This is a genomic window from Salinithrix halophila, from assembly GCF_042650125.1.
In the GTDB taxonomy this organism is placed as follows: Bacteria; Bacillota; Bacilli; order Thermoactinomycetales; family DSM-45169; genus Salinithrix; species Salinithrix halophila.
Window position 1 is genome coordinate 698061 of record NZ_JBHSAP010000007.1, and the last position, 17468, is coordinate 715528.

General features: G+C 51.8%; 15 protein-coding genes and 1 pseudogene. 6 read left to right on the forward strand and 10 right to left on the reverse strand.

Features of this window, described 5'->3' with window-relative positions:
* Window positions 1-4: 4 nt before the first annotated feature.
* From ACFOUO_RS05530 to ACFOUO_RS05540, 3 genes are all read right to left on the reverse strand, one after another.
* Complete coding sequence (locus ACFOUO_RS05530) at window positions 5-1150, reverse strand: anti-sigma-I factor RsgI family protein (RefSeq protein WP_380702977.1); 1146 nt, start codon at window positions 1148-1150, stop codon at window positions 5-7.
* The gene (locus ACFOUO_RS05535) at window positions 1116-1916 is read right to left on the reverse strand and encodes a sigma-70 family RNA polymerase sigma factor (protein ID WP_380702979.1); all 801 of its coding nucleotides are present in this window, start codon (window positions 1914-1916) and stop codon (window positions 1116-1118) included. The genes ACFOUO_RS05530 and ACFOUO_RS05535 overlap by 35 nt, the downstream gene beginning before the upstream one ends.
* Window positions 1917-2247: 331 nt before the next feature.
* Window positions 2248-4143: an AMP-binding protein gene (locus ACFOUO_RS05540; RefSeq protein ID WP_380703277.1), complete on the reverse strand. Its 1896-nt coding sequence runs from the start codon at window positions 4141-4143 to the stop codon at window positions 2248-2250.
* A 204-nt stretch (window positions 4144-4347) separates the two neighbouring features.
* On the opposite strand from ACFOUO_RS05540, the gene ACFOUO_RS05545 reads away from it, so the two are divergent.
* Window positions 4348-5100 carry an alpha/beta hydrolase gene (locus tag ACFOUO_RS05545; RefSeq protein WP_380702981.1) on the forward strand — a complete coding sequence of 251 codons (753 nt, stop codon included), beginning with the start codon at window positions 4348-4350 and terminating at the stop codon, window positions 5098-5100.
* A 97-nt stretch (window positions 5101-5197) separates the two neighbouring features.
* Here the strand turns inward: ACFOUO_RS05545 and ACFOUO_RS05550 are convergent, their stop codons facing one another.
* From ACFOUO_RS05550 to ACFOUO_RS05560, 3 genes are all read right to left on the reverse strand, one after another.
* Entirely contained in the window at window positions 5198-5860 is a 663-nt protein-coding gene (locus ACFOUO_RS05550) for an AIM24 family protein (RefSeq protein WP_380702983.1), read from the reverse strand.
* Window positions 5861-5918: 58 nt separating this feature from the next.
* Complete coding sequence (locus ACFOUO_RS05555) at window positions 5919-6101, reverse strand: hypothetical protein (protein WP_380702986.1); 183 nt, start codon at window positions 6099-6101, stop codon at window positions 5919-5921.
* Window positions 6102-6194: 93 nt separating this feature from the next.
* Entirely contained in the window at window positions 6195-6629 is a 435-nt protein-coding gene (locus ACFOUO_RS05560) for a BrxA/BrxB family bacilliredoxin (RefSeq protein WP_380702988.1), read from the reverse strand.
* 115 nt (window positions 6630-6744) lie between these two features.
* On the opposite strand from ACFOUO_RS05560, the gene ACFOUO_RS05565 reads away from it, so the two are divergent.
* The 5 genes from ACFOUO_RS05565 (at window position 6745) to ACFOUO_RS05585 (ending at window position 12539) form a co-directional block, all read left to right on the forward strand.
* Window positions 6745-7536 (forward strand): arylamine N-acetyltransferase family protein, encoded by a 792-nt coding sequence (locus ACFOUO_RS05565; RefSeq protein ID WP_380702990.1) that lies wholly within the window; start codon window positions 6745-6747, stop codon window positions 7534-7536.
* A gap of 133 nt (window positions 7537-7669) precedes the next feature.
* Complete coding sequence (locus ACFOUO_RS05570; protein WP_380702992.1) at window positions 7670-7972, forward strand: cytochrome C oxidase subunit IV family protein; 303 nt, start codon at window positions 7670-7672, stop codon at window positions 7970-7972.
* Between the two features lie 220 nt (window positions 7973-8192).
* Window positions 8193-9527: a helix-turn-helix domain-containing protein gene (locus tag ACFOUO_RS05575; protein WP_380702994.1), complete on the forward strand. Its 1335-nt coding sequence runs from the start codon at window positions 8193-8195 to the stop codon at window positions 9525-9527.
* 494 nt (window positions 9528-10021) lie between these two features.
* Window positions 10022-11953 carry a glucose-specific PTS transporter subunit IIBC gene (ptsG, locus tag ACFOUO_RS05580; protein WP_380702996.1) on the forward strand — a complete coding sequence of 644 codons (1932 nt, stop codon included), beginning with the start codon at window positions 10022-10024 and terminating at the stop codon, window positions 11951-11953.
* Between the two features lie 184 nt (window positions 11954-12137).
* The gene (locus ACFOUO_RS05585) at window positions 12138-12539 is read left to right on the forward strand and encodes a hypothetical protein (protein WP_380702998.1); all 402 of its coding nucleotides are present in this window, start codon (window positions 12138-12140) and stop codon (window positions 12537-12539) included.
* Between the two features lie 62 nt (window positions 12540-12601).
* Here ACFOUO_RS05585 and ACFOUO_RS05590 read toward each other — a convergent pair whose 3' ends face one another.
* The 4 genes and pseudogenes from ACFOUO_RS05590 to msrB form a co-directional block, all read right to left on the reverse strand.
* Complete coding sequence (locus tag ACFOUO_RS05590; protein ID WP_380703000.1) at window positions 12602-14074, reverse strand: FAD-binding oxidoreductase; 1473 nt, start codon at window positions 14072-14074, stop codon at window positions 12602-12604.
* A gap of 2 nt (window positions 14075-14076) precedes the next feature.
* Complete coding sequence (locus ACFOUO_RS05595; RefSeq protein WP_380703002.1) at window positions 14077-15450, reverse strand: (Fe-S)-binding protein; 1374 nt, start codon at window positions 15448-15450, stop codon at window positions 14077-14079.
* Between the two features lies 1 nt (window position 15451).
* Entirely contained in the window at window positions 15452-16813 is a 1362-nt protein-coding gene (locus ACFOUO_RS05600; protein WP_380703004.1) for an FAD-binding oxidoreductase, read from the reverse strand.
* 192 nt (window positions 16814-17005) lie between these two features.
* Window positions 17006-17464, reverse strand: a pseudogene (gene msrB / locus ACFOUO_RS05605) (peptide-methionine (R)-S-oxide reductase MsrB); the annotation flags it as partial.
* Window positions 17465-17468: the final 4 nt, after the last annotated feature.

Here is a 17468-nt window from a genome sequence, read left to right on the forward strand (position 1 = left end):
TGGCTTACTGATTCTCAGATGTCTCTTCGTTTGCTTCACTGCTGGAAGAGGGGCCACTGGACGGGGCGTCATCAGACGACGACTGTGAAGACTCTTCACCTTCCGTTTCACCGGAGGACGAATCCGGAGAATTCGTATCCGAGGGTTGATCGGGAGAAGGATCAGGATCTTCCTCCTCATTCGGCGTGGAGGATGGTTCGCCATCTTCCTTGTCATGATCCTCTGCCCGTCCATTGGGCGACTTGCCTTCCTCTCTTCCTTCGGGTTTTTCTTCGGATATGCCGGCTTCCTCGTCTTTTTCGGAATCCCCGGCAGGCTTGCCGTCCTTCTGGTTGTCTTCCCCATCCTCTTCCTCAATCCACGTAGCCCATTCTTCATCGGAGGGCGGATTACGTAAAACCGGGGAAAGGTCGACTTGTTTCATCAGATCCGTAATCGACATCTCAGCCACTTGTTCCATGGATAATTTATGGCCGTTCCGCTTGGCAAATAGACCCACTGCATATTTAGCCGGTGAAATCCCCTTTTTCTCCGCTTTTTCCTTTAACGGTTCTGGAAGAGGTATCGTATAAAGGGACAGGTTGGTCCGTTTCAATTCAGGATTCTGCTGGACTTCCTCTTTGATTAGAGAAAGGGCTTCTCCAGAAGCTTTTTCAGGTTCTTTTATGGAATCCACTTCGGAGATAAGCACTCTCTCTTTGTGGTCCAGATAATGGGCTTTTTTTGCAAGGTTCAGCACGTCAACCACGACATCCGCCGCTTTCGCTCCTTCCCAATCCATACCGCTTACCAACCGTTTGGCTTCAGGATTGAGCGCCCGTAAACGGACAACCTCCCGGTCTTGGTTAAGCCCAAGCTCTAGGCTGGGATTGAGGTCGATATAGATATAACTTTCAGCATGGGCTTTTGCTGGATCCCAAAAGGGATTCAACAGAGCAAGGAGTAACACAGCCGCTGCCAACCCACCGGTCATCCAGGAAGTTGGTCGGGTCCAGAACGACAGCAGGAACGGTTTTTTCTCCAGTGCAAAGTGGATTTCTTCACCCATATCCACTTCCCTTTCCTGCTTGGGAACTTTCAAAAACTCCCCTTCGGGGGTCATTACCACCCAATGTTTATGCCCAACTTCCATGACGATTCCCTTTGGCATATAACGCACCTCCTTTCCCATCAACGGGGATGTCGAGATACTGGCGTATCAGCGGCAGATCTTCGACAAGAACCAGGACGAGAGCCTTTAAGTATACCCGGTTCCGTTTTAACGTACGCCGATGACAGCCGACTTTCTCAGCAATTTCTTTCCCTACCCTTTTTCCATGTAAAAACATTTCCAACAAATCTTCTCTTTCTGTGATTTTCCGGGCGATTTCAAGCATGTCACGCCGCGTGTCCCTGTGTTTAGGAGAAGCTTCCACCAGATCAGACAGCTTGATCCCATACCGAGCCAAGGCCTTCGAAAACTGGGCTACTTCCATCCGAGTCAAGTCCCGACGTTCGCCTTCTCTGTACCGATCGAAGGACTGAGTCACTACCTCAGGGTGATTCGATTCGTTTTCTCTAGAACCCGGCGACACAAGCGGCACCTGATTCAGATGCTTTTGTTCCCGTCGGTAAAAGTCAGTCAAGCGTCGTTGTATCACCAAATAAGCAAAAGAGAGAAAGGACGACTGTTGATTCGGTTCAAAACGTGTGATGGCTTCATTAAAGCCTGAAAATGCGACGGAAAATTCATCGTCCCGGTCTGTGATTGGCCTCCGACAAATGCGAGAAGCGACCTTGGTAATATACGAGGTATGTTCTTTCAATAAATCTTCTCGCAACCCGGATGATGGGTCGATCCGTGCTTTTTGCACACGTTCCTCTAACTCTCGCTTTTGCTGGTCTTGATCACCGTCCCCCGGATGCAATACCGACACCTCTCCCTACTCTATAATTCGAAGCACTTTCTTTTTTTCTGTCCATCTGGCCAACTTTTCTAGCGAAAGGTCCGGTCCTGCGTAAAGGGCTGATGAATCCATATCCCTTTATTTGGTTGACGAAACAACATTTATGTAAAAGAGGAAACATCCAATCCATATCCCTGAAACCATTCGACCGGAAAAACTTTCCGCACCGAAAGAGAAACAAGGTTTAAACTCATTATAATTCGTTCATTGACCAATAAAAAGAGACCTACAAGTAAAAAAACCGATTCTGACGAATCGGGTAGTGCTGGCGGGAAAGGTGTCGCCTATTCGCGAGGTTCTTTTAACGGGCTTCTGATTTCCCGAGCGCTTTTACCGCTTCCGGGTTTTCCAGGGAGGAGAGATCCCCAGCGTCTTGGCCGGTATAGGCAGCTTTGATCGCACGACGAAGGATTTTTCCATTTCGGGTTTTGGGTAGCTCTCCGACAAAGTAGAGCTCACGCGGTCGGAGCGCCTTTCCCAGCTTTTCACCGAGAGATGCGATCAATTCCCGAACCAGAACATCATCCCCCTTCACATCCGACTTTAGTACCACGAAACAGACCGCCGCTTCCCCTTTGTCCGGATCTGGAACACCAATGGTGGCTGCTTCCAGGACAGCTGGATGGTCCACTAGTGCAGACTCCACTTCCGCAGGTCCAAGCCGTTTGCCCGCGATTTTCAACGTATCGTCGGAACGGCCTGTGATATACCAAAAACCGTCTTCATCCGCCTGAACCCAATCCCCGTGAACCCAGGTCCCTTCCCAGCGGCTCCAGTATGTGCCTTCGTACCTTTCGGGATCGTTCCAGAATCCCTTTGTCATTCCCACCCAAGGCTGACGGATCACCAGTTCCCCAACCTCACCGCGAACGGATTTCCCCTGTTCATCGACGATGTCGACGTCCATCCCCGGCATCGGCCCGCTAAAGGAGCAGGGAGCGATCGGCTTCATGAGGTTACTAAAGAGAATCCCCCCCGATATCTCTGTTCCTCCTGAATAATTCCAAATAGGGACCCGTTTATCTCCAACCTGGGTGAAAAGCCAATGCCACGGCTCCGGGTTCCAAGGCTCCCCTGTCGAACCGAACACCTTTAACGTACTCAAGTCTTGCTTTTTCACCCACTTTTCACCGAACTTCATCAGTACCCGGATCGCTGTCGGTGAAATACCCATATGGGTGATTCCGTGGTCCTCCGCTAACTTCCAGAGACGATCGGGTTCCGGATAGTCCGGTGTTCCTTCAAATAGGAGCATCGTACTTCCATTTAGGAGAGCCCCGAACACCATCCACGGTCCCATCATCCAACCCATGTCCGTCATCCAGAACAAGGTGTCCCCCGCGTCAAGATCCATCCCGTATCCTGCATCAAAAGCCGCTTTAATCGGAAAGCCCGCATGGGTGTGGACGGTTCCCTTCGGCCGACCGGTTGTCCCAGAAGTGTAAATAATCATAAAAGGTGCATCAGCTTGAGTTTCGACACAAGAAAGCGCTTTCTTTCCTGCTATGAGGTCATCCCAGTTCACATCCCGCCCCGGATTTACCGGTATCTCCCGCCCAAGGCGTCGGACAACGACCACTTTTTCTACACTCGGGGAAAGATCCGCGGCTCGATCCGCCTCCTCCTTCATGTTGACCGTTTTACCTCGGCGAAGAAATCCGTCAGCCGTGATCAGTACTTTGGCCTCACAATCACGCAGGCGTGTAGCAACGGCTTCCGCTCCATAGCCGGAGAAGCAGGGAGTGAAAATAGCTCCGATCCGGGCGGCAGCCAGTATGGTGATCACATTTTCGACCACCATCGGCAAATAAATCGCAATCCGGTCCCCTTCCTTTACCCCCAGACTTGTCAGTCCCGCCGCCATACGGGAGACTGCCTGGTACAGTTCTCGGTATGTCCACTTTTGAACGCTGCCGTCATCTCCTTCCCAGATTACAGCCAACCGGTTGCTAGCTCCCAGATCTTCCGCCCAGCGATCAACACTGTTCCAAGCCACATTCATTTTTCCATCAACAAACCAGCGAGGCCAGGCTGTACCCCGGCTGAGATCTACCACCTTCTTGTAGGCATGGAACCAATGGAGGCCCATATCCTTCTCTACCGCTCTCCAAAACCAAGCAGGTTCTCGAACCGAACGCTGGTAAAAATCATCGTAGTCTGTTATTCCGTTCTTCTTCATCAGTCGAAACATCCGCATCGTTTGCACCCGTTCCGCCTTGGGAGCCCATATCGCTTTTTCCACTGTCTCACCCCGCTGTACTTTGTTCCCACGCTTCTATTGTAAACATGCTCCCGACACCGGTCAAAATAAATCGCCGATTTTGACATTTCCCTCCGACAAGGAATTTTTACGATTTTTCAGGGCAACCCTTGGGAGGATTGGGGTACAATAGGGGACACGGTGAAAGAAAAGAGTGGTGCTGGTATGGATAAACGATACCTGAAACGAACGATTCTGAAGCGGGAAGTCAAGAGCAGACATCTGGAGGAGACCCGGGCTTTCCAGGTCTATCTTCCTCCTGACCACGATCCAGATGGTGAATATCCCGTGTTATTCCTACAGGACGGGGACGATTATTTCAACCTGGGACGCCTAGCCACCCAGGCAAACCGGTTGATCCTGGATGGAGAGACCCGCCCTTTCGCCGCCGTTGCCATCCCGGTGGATAAGGAAAAACGCACCTCGGAATACGCACCGATCGGGGATCGTCACCTTTCTTACCTCCGTTTTTTCGTCGACGAACTCCTCCCCGCAGTGGAAACAGAATTTCCCATCGCTACTGCTGCTGGGGAACGCGTCCTCGGCGGTTCTTCCCTCGGAGGGACGGTCTCTCTGCATTTAGCGCTTCAGTACCCCCAGCAGTTTCAACGGGTTCTCTCCCAGTCCGGCGCCTTTCTGGAACGGACACTGGAACAAATCAGACAGTCGGATTCCCTCGGCTATCTGGAGATCTACCAAACGATCGGCAAATCGGAAACCGCCGTTCCTACCCATCTAGGTAATCTCGACCTCCTGGCCCGCAACCGGGAAGTCCATCGCGCCTTGCTGGAAAAGGAAGCCGACGTCCAATATTCCGAACAGGAAGGCAACCACACCTGGGGCTTCTGGCAGAAAGATTTACCCTTCGCGCTGAAGGCTTTCTTCGGTAAGTGACTGAGCCAACAAAAAATGACCCCTTGCCGGGGTCGTTTTTTATGTCGCTACCGATGTGTTGCTTATTAGGCCCGTATTTTTGAAACCCGCTTGACGGTTACTCCTGTTTTCCGAAGGAGACCAATTCCGCCGGTTGAATTAATACTTTTCCATTGCCATTGAAGTCCAGTTGGAAGGTTTCTCCGGAAGATTTGCCGAAGAACGTCTTCAGGTTAATATCCGCTCTGACCCGTGCAGATACTCCCGAGGTCCAACCGATCACCGCATTGGGATCCACGACGACGGGAGCGTCGAGGGCAATCGGTTCACCATGGGAACTGATCGCCACATAACCGTGGCCCGACAGTTTGCACGTGAAAAGTCCTCCCGTGGCCATCCCTGCCCCGCGCATCAGGGATATATCCCAGTCAATATTTTGTTCAAAAGCGAGGAGGTGGCGTCCTTCGACATAGAAGGACTCCCCGGTCAGTTTTAGGATGGTCACTTCGGCGGCATCGTCAGCGAGAAAAAGATCTCCGCTACCCGTCGCCTCCATCAGGGGAAAGCCCTCGCCGGTCAGTTTCTTTTTGAACCACTTCCCAACCCCGCCGGAAGTGCTTTTAAACTTGATGTCCCCTTGGTAGGCGATCATACTGCCAGCCCGGCAATAGACTTTATCCTTCAGATGGATCTTGAGCGCTTTGCCGTTTTGTTTGACAAAAGCTTCCGTCGACGTTACTTCTTCTGCTTTCTCCAGTAGGTTTTCTAAGGATTCTGCCATGGGTCCATCCTCCTTTGATGATCTGTACAGGAAGCATACTATTCGGGGAGATGGTAGATTACCCTCCCATCGAACCGCTTTTTGGTTTTTCCCAGTGATCCATTAGGCACCAAATCAGCCAAATCAGTGTGGATACTCCGCCTACCGCAAGAAAGCGGGTCCCCATGCCATAGCCTGCAAGCCATGACACTAGGGCGAGCAACCCACTCGTCCCCGCCACCCACCCAAAGATCTCCCTCATCATCCTCTCTCCTTCCGTATGTGAAAACGCCGCCCGGTCTGCTTGTGTTTGGCGGCAGGCAAGGCGGCGTCATCACTTGTGTTGGGGGCAAGTTCAGCAGTGTTTATCGTAAGCACTGGTCAGGTTGGCGGAGATCTCTTCTAGGGTGCGGTCCTCAATTTCATGGCGCTGCACCATATGCACCAGTTTACCATCCTTCATCAGGACGAAAGACGGAGACGAGGGCGGGTACCCTGTGAAATATTCCCTCGCTTTTGCAGTCGCTTCTTTATCCTGACCGGCAAAGACGGTAAACAGGTGATCCGGCTTCTTGTCATTGTTCAAAGAGTGTGCCACAGCGGGTCGGGCAAGGCCGGCGGCACAGCCGCAGACGGAGTTGACAACCACCAGCGCCGTTCCTTTGGCCCCTTCCAGGGCCTCCTCCACTTCTTCCGGAGTCGTTAGTTCCCGAAATCCGATTCGGGTCAATTCGTCCCGCATCGGCTGCACCATCATTTGCATTTGTTGAATATAGAAATCTTGAGCCATCCGAATCCCTCCTTTAAATTTCATTGTATCTAATCGCCAACCCTGCGTCTACTCGACTGGAGTAAGGGGCCTCTCTCCCCATGAACATATCCTTCGAGAAAAGGAGGTCGTCCCTGTGGACGTGAACGCCTATCTCGCCCGAATCGGCGAAACCCGGTTGCAAGCTCCCGATTTCACTTTTCTCTCCAGGCTCGTGGAGCGGCACTTCTACACCGTTCCCTTTGAAAATCTGGATATCCACCTGGGGCGGCCGATCCGCCTCGACCCTGACGCCATCTACCATAAAATCGTTCACCGGCGCCGTGGCGGCTTCTGTTATGAGCTAAACAGTGCATTCGGCTCCCTGCTCCACTCTCTGGGCTTCAATGTCTCCTATATATCCGGTCGTGTCCGCACGTCATCGGGGGGCTTCGGTCCCGAATACGACCACATGGCTCTATTGGTCGGTCTGGAGGAGGAATACTTGGTCGATGTGGGCTTCGGAGACAGTTGCCGCCTCCCCCTTCCTCTCTCTGGAGAACGGAAGAAGGACATTAGCGGCTGGTACCGGATCAAACCCCGATCTAAACAACCGGGAGTCTTTGCCCTGGAGAAGAAAAACGGCAGAAGGTGGTCCCCAGAATATCTTTTCACCACCCGTCCGAGAAAATTAGAAGACTTTGCCTGCATGTGCGAAATCCAACAGACCTCCCCTACCTCCGTCTTTCGGCAACATCTTATTTGTACAATCGCCACTCCGGGGGGGCGGATCACGGTCTCTGACAACCATTTCACCATCACTGAACGGGGAGAAAAACAAAAAATCCCTATACAGTCAGCCAACGATCGAGAGCTAATCATTCGCCGCTGGATGGGAATCGATAGCCGGTCGCAATCGCTCTATTCGCCGGTTTTTCCGGGTAGCTGACAAAGAAATGAATATCCCCAATCCTTTATGGCCCTTTCGGGGCTTTTTTTCGTTCCATCAAAAAAGGGAATATTCCCCCCTGGAACCGCGCATCCTCCAGATGACGACATCTAAACGGAAAGGCAGATTTTCCATGACCCCAACCGATCATCAGGAAGAAAACACCCGGCCCAAAGAAACCCCAGCGAGACACCTGCGTGCTTTCGGATGGATGCTTCTTTTTACCACCATCTCCTTCGCTCTCGTCGGCAGCGGTTATTTCTCCGCTCCGCTCACCTTCACAGTCATCCTCGCTTTGGCCTTTATCCAGCTTCTCCTGCAACTAGTTATTTTCATGCATATGGACCGCCGCCATCAACTCCCTATCCTCTTCATGGCTAGTGGGATCGGCTTCAGCATCATCATCGCCGTCGCCATGTGGGCGATGAAAGGGTAACAACAAACGAGCGATTCCAGCTTACCACCGCCATGTTCATCGGGCGGTTTTTTTACGCCTTTCAACTAATTCTGTGGCCTTCTTCCCGTGTAAAAAATTAATAAGAAAGTGATGTAGATGGGGAGTACAAAAAAGGAATTATCCTGCTTGGTTACGAATACCAGACTGAATGAACTTCTACATGCCATATATCCAAAAGTATCCCATTTTGAGGTGATCGATGTTGAGCCCGTTAGAACTCTATGAAATCGGAGAAGTCATCCGAAAAGTAAGAAAGGATAAAGGTTTACGATTAGAAGATCTGGCCGATGAAAATATTTCTCCTGCCACCATCAGCAATATTGAACGTGGGGTCCCTCATGTCAATATGGAAAAGACGCGTTACTTGCTACATAAATTAGACCTCCAACTGGAAGCGCTGCCATCCCTTATGGTTAACGAACAACAGGAGTTGGAGAATACAAAATTTCGTTTATTTATGATTGATACCTTAATTGAAATTGGGAGCCCGGATGAAGCCCTTGAGCAGTTGGATCACCTGGCCATCGATGATACCCATACCTTTTCCGCATGGGGTCATTATTTGCGGGGGAAAATCTTTCGAGCGAAAAAAAATTGGAAAAGAGCCGAACGCTCATTTTTTAATGCGATTCGATTAAGCCAATCCAGCACAGGTAAAGAAAGTAACATCGAGGCAGCAGCTTTCGTCGAACTTGGCTTTTGCAGTTACAGCCAAAATGATTTGGATCAAGCCCTTCGGTATACGGATAGCGGGATTGAGGCATTTATTCCTCATGGCGAACGCCAGCAACTTTATTTCTTGTTACATCGAAATAAAGCCATTTATTTAGAAAAACTCAGCCGGATCGGTGAAGCCATGAAAATTGTCCAAGAGGTTTGGGACCGTTTGATTGAAATGGAACAAGCGGACACTGTATTAAGCTTCTATTGGTTGAGAGCTGAATTGCTAAGGCGGACAGGCATTGTGGATGAAGCGATCATCTATGCGAAAGAAGGATTAGAAAAAGCGCGTTTAAATAAAAAATATGACTCGATGTTTGACCTTTGGACCGTGTTGGGCGGCATCTATATGCAACAGCAGGAGTGGAGGAAATCAGAAGCGTGTTTTAATATGGCATTGAAACTGGAAGGGACTTTTGATTCGGAATATAAATTTGTTACGACCTATGCCCGTGTAGGTGTTCTGTACATCAAGCAAAACAAATGGACCGAAGCCCATGAGGTACTCACGAAAGCTGTAGAGATCGGCGAAAAAACCAATACCGCCCCTAGATTGACTTACGCTCTTCAAATCATGGGTGATTACTACAGACTGCAACAACACTTTGAAGAGGCCATCCCCTATTACAATAAAGCCTTAGAGCTTGCCCGGAAACATCAATACACCAAAAAAGAATACCAAACACTCTTCCGATTATCCCAGTGTTACGAAACGTCAGACGAGCAGGCATTCCATCGCTGTCTTCGAAATATGTATAAAATACAGCAACACCTACCATGGGAGGAGGTCCAGGTCTATGAAGAAATGGAGTAACGTTCTTGTTGTCCTCATTACTTTATTTGTCGGGAGCCTCTATATCAGTGATGATCTTATAAATTCTTCTCCAGACGCTAAGAACAGAACGGCCAATAATCAGGACGATCCAGGAACCTCTTAATACCCCTATGACAAAACCTGAGCGGGGCTCCTCTGCTCAGGTTTTGTCATGGCATCTTCTAAATTTCCAAATGCAACCGGTTGCATAGAATATTTTGGAGTCCCCGGTTTTTTCATCCGAAATTCCTGTGCAAGTCAAGTCCCCGATGTGGCACGGGATTTCAAAGAAAAATGGAAGCGTATATTTTCCCAACCATGGATGAAAAATATGGTTGTTAATTCCTTAATTATGAATAAGCCTAACAGCCTCATAAAAAAGCCCTTACATCCGGGCTAGGCTTTTGGTAAGATGAATGACATTACAGGTCATTATCTCATTAAAGGATTCCATTTTTATTTCTCAGTATTCCATTTTCAAGGGAGGTTTTTCTGTGTCTAAGAAGGCTTTTGGTATCTTACAACAAATCGGTCGCTCGCTCATGCTGCCTGTGGCCATCCTGCCAGCCGCTGGTCTGCTTCTCGGGATCGGTAATGCTGCCAAAATCCCGCTTATGGAGCAAGCAGGCGGGATCATCTTTGCCAACCTTGCCCTTATTTTTGCCATTGGGGTAGCCATCGGTCTAGCGGACAATGAAGGCACCGCCGGCCTCGCTGCCGTAGTCGGATTCCTGATTATGAACGTAACAATGGGGATTCTCGCTGAGGGTACAGGTGTTAAGACCGATGAGGTTCTTGGGATAAAAACCGTCAACATGGGAGTTTTCGGCGGTATCTTTATCGGTTTTGTCGCGGCCTTCTTATATCGAAGGTTCCATGACATCAATCTGCCCCAAGTATTGGGCTTCTTCGCCGGACGGCGTTTTGTTCCCATTATCACTGCTGTTACCGCTTTCTTGCTTGGGATCGCCTTTTTCTTCATCTGGCCCCCGATTCAGGGAGTCATCGACAAATTCTCCATCATCGTGACGCAACAAAACACAGCATTGGCCGCTTTCATCTTTGGGTTGATCGAACGGTCTCTGATTCCCTTCGGTCTGCACCATATCTTCTACGCCCCCTTCTGGTTTGAATTCGGCACCTTTAAAACAGCTGCCGGTGAAATCGTCAAAGGGGACCAGGCCCGGTTCTTTGCCGGCGATCCCACTGCCGGTACTTTCTTGGGCGGGAAGTTTCCCTTCATGATGTTTGGCCTCCCCGCCGCTGCCCTCGCTATGTATCATGAAGCGCGCCCTGAAAGGAAGAAAGTGGTCGGCGGGATCATGCTCTCCGCCGCCCTCACCTCCTTCCTGACCGGGATCACGGAACCGATCGAGTTCACGTTCCTGTTTGTCGCTCCGGCATTGTTTGCCATCCATGCTGTATTCGCCGGGATCTCTTTCATGACCCTCCATCTATTGGGGGTTAAAGCCGGTCTGACCTTCTCCGGGGGTGTCATTGACTATCTATTGTTCTTTAAGCAGGACACGAAACCACTCCTGATCCTGGTGGTGGGTGCCGTCTTTGCGGTCATCTACTATTTCGGATTCCGTTTCGCCATCCGTAAGTTCGACCTGAAAACACCAGGACGGGAACCAGAAGAAGAAGGGGTCGAACAGGGAGCAGTCCAGAGTGACGATCTGGCTTATGATGTTCTCGAAGCCTTCGGCGGCGGTGAAAATATTGACAAACTGGACGCCTGTATTACGCGTCTGCGTGTTCAGGTGAAGGATGCCGCCGGAGTGGACAAGGACCGCCTGAAACAATTGGGCGCTTCCGGCGTACTGGTATACGGCAACAACGTGCAGGCGATCTTCGGCACCCAGTCCGATACCCTGAAAGGACAGATGCGTGACATCCTCCAAGGGAAAAGCCCCCGTAAGTCGGAAGTGAAGACCCAAACCGAAGTAAAAGCGACTGACGGTCAAAAAGAAGCCGCCGCGCCGATGAGCGGCAAGGTTCTGCCGATTACGGAAGTACCGGATGAGGTCTTTTCCGGCAAGATGATGGGCGACGGCTTTGCGATCGATCCGACGGACGGCACGGTGGTCTCCCCCGTGGACGGCAAAGTGGTAAATGTCTTCCCCACCAAGCACGCCATCGGCCTGCAAGGCAACAATGGTATGGAAATTTTGGTCCATGTGGGGATCGACACTGTCCAGTTGGACGGTAAAGGCTTTGAGCTCCTGGTGAAACAGGATGCAGAAGTGAAGAAGGGGCAGCGCCTCCTGAAAGTGGATCTGGACTACATCAAGAAACACGCCAAGTCCGCCATCACTCCTGTTGTGATCACCAACATGGCCGAGGGGGAAAAACTGAACCTCCTCAAAGAGGGACAGACAGTGAAATACGGCGAGACAGGAATCCTCTCTATCACCAACGAATGATTCACTTTAACAGGACCGGCTTGATGCCGGTCTTTTTTTTATGACCCGATGGAGGTAAGAGAAATACGCTTTTGGTCTGATTTTTTCTTTTTTTACGGAAGTTTATTATAGAAGTAACACGGCTGTGATCTACGCATGATAAACTGTGGTGCCATGATGGAAACTCCAGGGTGAGGTGAAGCGGATGATTTGGTTAACGATGCTTTCGTTCCTCTTGGCCGGCTTCGCATTTTTTTCTATCTTTCTGGTTTGGTTTTCCGACCGGGAAACCAAACGCCGCGGACTCATCAAGCTCTTTTCCGCAGCCAGCCTCTTGCTTCTAGTACTGGGTATCTTCACGTATCCCGACACTTGGGGAGGACCTTTCCGAGAGCAGATCGATTACGCCCAATTCCGGCAGGATCTCCTTGAATGCCGCTATGACGAAGTAGCGTACGACCAAGACAGTAAAGGCACCTTCCTTCACCTGAAAGCGGAACTAAAGAACTACTTTAAAAGCGAACTCAGCTGGGGAAACAAATCTGCCGCAATGGATGACCTGGATAAGGCGAAGCAGTCCTGCAACCTGAAAGTGGCCTCCTACTAGTCATTCCGATCTGCGAAAAGAAAGCGCTCACTAGATCGTAAGTGCTTTCTTTTCCGGCCTGGTCACCCGCTTTGTCCCGCTTTAGCCTTTCGTTTCTTCTCTTTCTTTACTTCGGCACAGCGGCCAGGCTGGGGAAACAATTTCCCTGGGTTCATCTGGTTCTTCGGATTAAAGATTTCCCGGATTCGTATCTGGGCATCGATTTCTTCCTCTGTGAAAATGAACCGCATTTCCTCTCGTTTTTCAATCCCGATGCCGTGTTCCCCAGTGATGGTACCACCGGCATCGGTGCAGACAAGAAGGCAACGCGTGCCCGCTTTCAGAGCCCGTTCCTTCTCTCCAGGCACGCGTTGGTCAAACAGGATCAGCGGATGGAGGTTCCCGTCTCCGGCATGAAAGATATTGGCGATCCGGAGGCCACTCTCTCTGCTGATCCTTCCAATTTGCTTCAGCACTTCAGGGAGGGAACTACGCGGGATCACCCCGTCCTGGACGAGATAATCCGGGGAGATGGCTCCCATCGCACCAAAGCCGGTTTTACGGTTGGCCCACCAACCGGCTGCTTCTTTTTCATCCTTTGCTACCTGCACTTCCCGGACATTCCAACGCTGACATACCTCCACAACCTCCCGCGTCTGGTCTAGAAGACCTGCCGCAATCCCGTCCACCTCGATCAATAACAGAGCCTCGATGTCGAGGGGGTGACCGACCGGAAAATTGGCCGATTCCACCGCCTGAATGGCCGTCCGATCCATCATCTCCAAGGCAGCCGGAAGGATACCGGCGGAGATGATTTCCGAGACGGCCCGGGATCCATCCCCTACATCGTCAAAATACGCAAGGATCGTCTGTTTAGCCTCCGGGCTTTTTAACAGGCGGAGAGTGATTTCTGTCACAATCGCTAACGTCCCCTCCGACCCTGTCAGCAAACCCAATAAATCATATCCAGGTGTGTCGGGAATACCGCCTTCCCCGATCCGGATGATCTCCCCATTCGGGAGCACCGCCTCAACCCCCAGTACATGATTGGTGGTGACCCCGTATTTTAGGCAGTGGGCCCCGCCAGCATTCTCGGCAACATTCCCCCCGATGGTACAGCAAGACTGACTGGAGGGATCCGGCGCATAGTAATAACCCGCATCGGCGATGGACTGGGTCAATTTCAAATTGACAAACCCCGGCTGTACTACGGCCATCCGGTTTTCGAGATCGATCCGAAGCAGTTTTTTCATCTTGACCAGGCTGATAATCACTTCGCCTCCGAGAGGGGTCGCTCCACCACTAAGCCCTGTACCGGCCCCCCTGGCGATAAACGGGATATTCTCCTCGTTGAGCAGACGGACAACGGCGGCCACCTCCCTGGTGTCCGCGGGGAAGACCACCGCTCTCGCTTCTCCCCTTTGCAAAGTGAAACCATCACACTCATAAGCTACGAGATCTTCCCGGTGATACAAAACATTCGGCTCCCCTACCCGGTCGATCAGCCCCTTGATCAAGGGGTCGCGCTCCACTCCCCTCCGTTTTTTGCGAAACAACGTCACCCCTCCTCCCTATACGCCGCCACCCGGTCTCCTTCTTGATACGACCAGTCTAACAATTGAACCGTATGGACCACCTTCCCGGCCCCGCCACGGCGCAGAACCCCCGCCGACATCTGGAGCATACACCCCGGATTGCCCATGGCAATCCACTCGGCCTCTGCGGGTACATCCGCCATTTTTCTATCGAGAACGGCACTCGCCATCCCAGGGTTTGTCAAGTTGTAGATGCCTGCACTTCCACAGCACTGATCCGGGTTGGCCATCTCTATCCACTCCACTCCAGGGATGGACTGCAACAGTCTGCGGGGTTCCTCCCGTATTCCCTGTCCATGAGCAAGATGGCAAGCATCATGGTACGAGACCCGTCCGGTGATAACCCCCTTTGGCTTCACAAATCCATGATCGTAGAGAAACTTGGAGACATCCACCACCTTTTCGGCAAAAACATCCGCTTTCCCCCGATAGTCAGGGTCCTCTCGGAACAAGTCGGGATACTCCTTCATGGCACATCCGCATCCTGCCGCATTCACCAGTACCCAGTCAGCGTCAGCGAAGGCGGTGATGTTCCGTTTAGCCAGCTCCTTTCCAACCTCCCGCTCCCCTGCATGGACATGGAGGGCCCCACAGCAAGTTTGCTCCCGAGGAAGATGGACCTCATACCCATTCCTCGCCAAAACCCGAAGAGTCGCCTCATTGATATCCCCGAACACGGCATCCATGACACAACCGGTCAAAAATGCTACGCTCCCTTTTTTAAGGCCGATTGGCGGGACGACCTCCGAGTGTGTTTGGGCAACGGGTTTTCCGGTGATCGGAAGCACTCGTTCCAGCTCATCTAGATGGTCGGGTACCCCCTTCATGAGGCCAATCTTCCTTGCCAAAGCTGTCAAACCGCTTTTACGGAAAAACATCAGCAGTCCGGCCAACCTGCGGAGGCGGGTCGGATGCGGAAAAATCCCCTTGAGAAAAAACCGGCTGACCACGCCTTTCCAGCCTCTCAGGGGCATCGCCCTTCGGATCTGGCCGCGCGCTTCTTCTATCAGGCTTCCTACCCGTACGTTAGAAGGACAAGCTGTCTCACAAGCACGGCAATCGAGACAGGTGAACACAGGGTCCATCAGTTTTGCGTTAAGCCCGATCCTCCCTTCTGCCACCGCTTTGATCAAGTGAACGCGTCCCCTCGGTGAATGTTGTTCGTGCCCGGTTTCCAGATAGGTGGGACAGGACTCCAAGCACAGACCGCAATGCACACAATCCGCCCATTTATTTTCGTCGGGAACGTCTTTTGGTAGATAACCCCCCGGTACTTCTTCCATACACGGGAGATTCGGCTCCGGAGTCAGACCGGTTTCACTCTTTCCATCCGACATGTCACAACCCTCCCACAAAGCGTTGATCATTGAGGGTCCGGTTCGGATCGAAGGAATGTTTAATTCCTTCCATCAGCGGCAGAGGGGCGATCCGATCCCCCCAGGCATCAAAACGCTTCCGCATCGAGAAGGGCATATGGTCGACGACGGCATATCCACCCCGCCCTATGGCAAAAGTCCGCAAATCAGCGAGATATCCAACCACCTGTGAAGGAGGGCCGTCGGCGTAAACCCGAGTAATTCCATGACCGGCTCCCCCATGGGCTAAAACCCGCAGACCCTCGTCGTCAGCCCGTCCTGTCGCAAACCGGACACATGCCGCTACATCCGTGTTTCGGGTGCCGACTTTCACCGAGACCGTTTCGCTCCCTCGCTCAGCATCCACCCCATTTGGTGGAAGACGGGACCATTCTTCCCACCGAGCTTTTGCTTCCGCCCGACGGTAGAACGCCAAGTGAGCTCCTGCCGGGCAATGGCTCCGCAGCCATTTCTCCTGAGCTTCAACGGCTTCTTTCCGGTCTTCCCATGCGATCGCCAGTCCATAGCGGGGAGAGCCCGTCATTTTTTCGGCTAAAGCGGGGTTGAGGAGTTCAAGTATGCAGGGTTCCAAGGTAGCCGATTGAATAGCACGAACCCAGGGTTGGATCTCATCCTCCGCTCCCTTCCGAAAGAGGACAATCACCAGACTTTCCTCTTTCGGAACAGGCCGTAGTTTGACTGTCAGTTCGGTCATCACCCCCAGCGTTCCCATCGAGCCGACAAAGAGTTTGTTCATATCGTAACCCGCCACGTTCTTGACCACTTTACCCCCTGTGCGGATGATGCACCCATCTGCACGGATAACGCGAATCCCTAGGACAAAATCCCTCACCCCACCGTAACGAAGACGTTTCGGACCTGAATCGTTCGCCGCCACGACTCCCCCCAGGGTTGCGGTACCAGGCCAACGGGGATCGACTGGAAGCATTTGACCTTCCTTCGACAGATACGAAGCCAACTCAGAGATCGTGGTCCCCGCCCTAGCCGTAACCGTCATATCTCCGGCGCGATGCTCGACCACCCCTTTGTAGGCGGCAAGGGAGAGTTCCAGGTCGTACCGTTTCCGCAAACCCCCGAACCCTCGTTTACTCCCGCCTCCCGTGATTGTCACTTTCCAGCCTCGATGGTCCGCATGACGAAGGATCTTTGCAATCTGATCCTCGGTTTCGGGAACCACCACCTGGTCACCACAGTTGCCGAGGGGATGAGGCCCTCCCCCACCCGAAATAGATAATCCCGGAAAAACCGTCTCCAACTCCGTCAAGAGCATCCCCATCACCTCCATTTCATTCTGCAACGCTTGGGAAGAACCGTCTTTATCCACCGGTTTCTTTTTGAAGACACCTGCTTCTTTTCGGAGAATATCGGATACTCAGCAAGTTATTCCCATTGAAACAACCCTCTCGGGGTATGTCAATTATGAAAATTCCCAATGCTGCCTAGACAGCTGAAAATCGTCCCCCGTCTCTAAAAATACGGCTACTTCCCCCTCAGGGAAAACAGCCGTATCCGCCTCTCATTTTCGCTCCTGCTTCCTATCGTCCGGATTATCGAACAGCTTCTTATAATCCCCATACCCTTCCTTGTCAAGATCTTCTCTAGGAATGAACCGGAGTGAGGCCGAGTTAATGCAAAAACGTAAGCCCTCGGGCCCAGGGCCGTCCTCAAAGACATGGCCCAAGTGGGAATCAGCCGACTGACTGCGAACTTCGGTTCGTACCATTCCGAAACTTCTATCCGTCCGCTCAGTAATCGTATTTTTATCGATCGGCCGGGTAAAACTTGGCCAGCCACAGCCCGCATCATACTGGTCCCGTGAGCTAAAGAGCGGTTCCCCGGAGACAACGTCCACATAGATGCCTTCCCGCTTGTTGTCCCAGAATTCATTCTGGAATGGGGGTTCCGTAACCTCATTCTGCGTGACATCATACTGCATCGGGGTCAACCTTTTCTTCAGTTCCTCCCGGTCCGGTTTCTTG

Bases quoted from the DNA above. Each gene is read 5' to 3' on its own strand.
- ACFOUO_RS05530 (WP_380702977.1), bottom strand. From the start codon at position 1,150: ATGCCAAAGGGAATCGTCATGGAAGTTGGGCATAAACATTGGGTGGTA.
- ACFOUO_RS05575 (WP_380702994.1), top strand. From the start codon at position 8,193: ATGTTGAGCCCGTTAGAACTCTATGAAATCGGAGAAGTCATCCGAAAA.
- ACFOUO_RS05560 (WP_380702988.1), bottom strand. From the start codon at position 6,629: ATGGCTCAAGATTTCTATATTCAACAAATGCAAATGATGGTGCAGCCG.
- ACFOUO_RS05550 (WP_380702983.1), bottom strand. From the start codon at position 5,860: ATGGCAGAATCCTTAGAAAACCTACTGGAGAAAGCAGAAGAAGTAACG.
- ACFOUO_RS05570 (WP_380702992.1), top strand. From the start codon at position 7,670: ATGACCCCAACCGATCATCAGGAAGAAAACACCCGGCCCAAAGAAACC.
- ACFOUO_RS05595 (WP_380703002.1), bottom strand. From the start codon at position 15,450: ATGTCGGATGGAAAGAGTGAAACCGGTCTGACTCCGGAGCCGAATCTC.
- ACFOUO_RS05585 (WP_380702998.1), top strand. From the start codon at position 12,138: ATGATTTGGTTAACGATGCTTTCGTTCCTCTTGGCCGGCTTCGCATTT.
- ACFOUO_RS05540 (WP_380703277.1), bottom strand. From the start codon at position 4,143: ATGCGGATGTTTCGACTGATGAAGAAGAACGGAATAACAGACTACGAT.
- ACFOUO_RS05555 (WP_380702986.1), bottom strand. From the start codon at position 6,101: ATGAGGGAGATCTTTGGGTGGGTGGCGGGGACGAGTGGGTTGCTCGCC.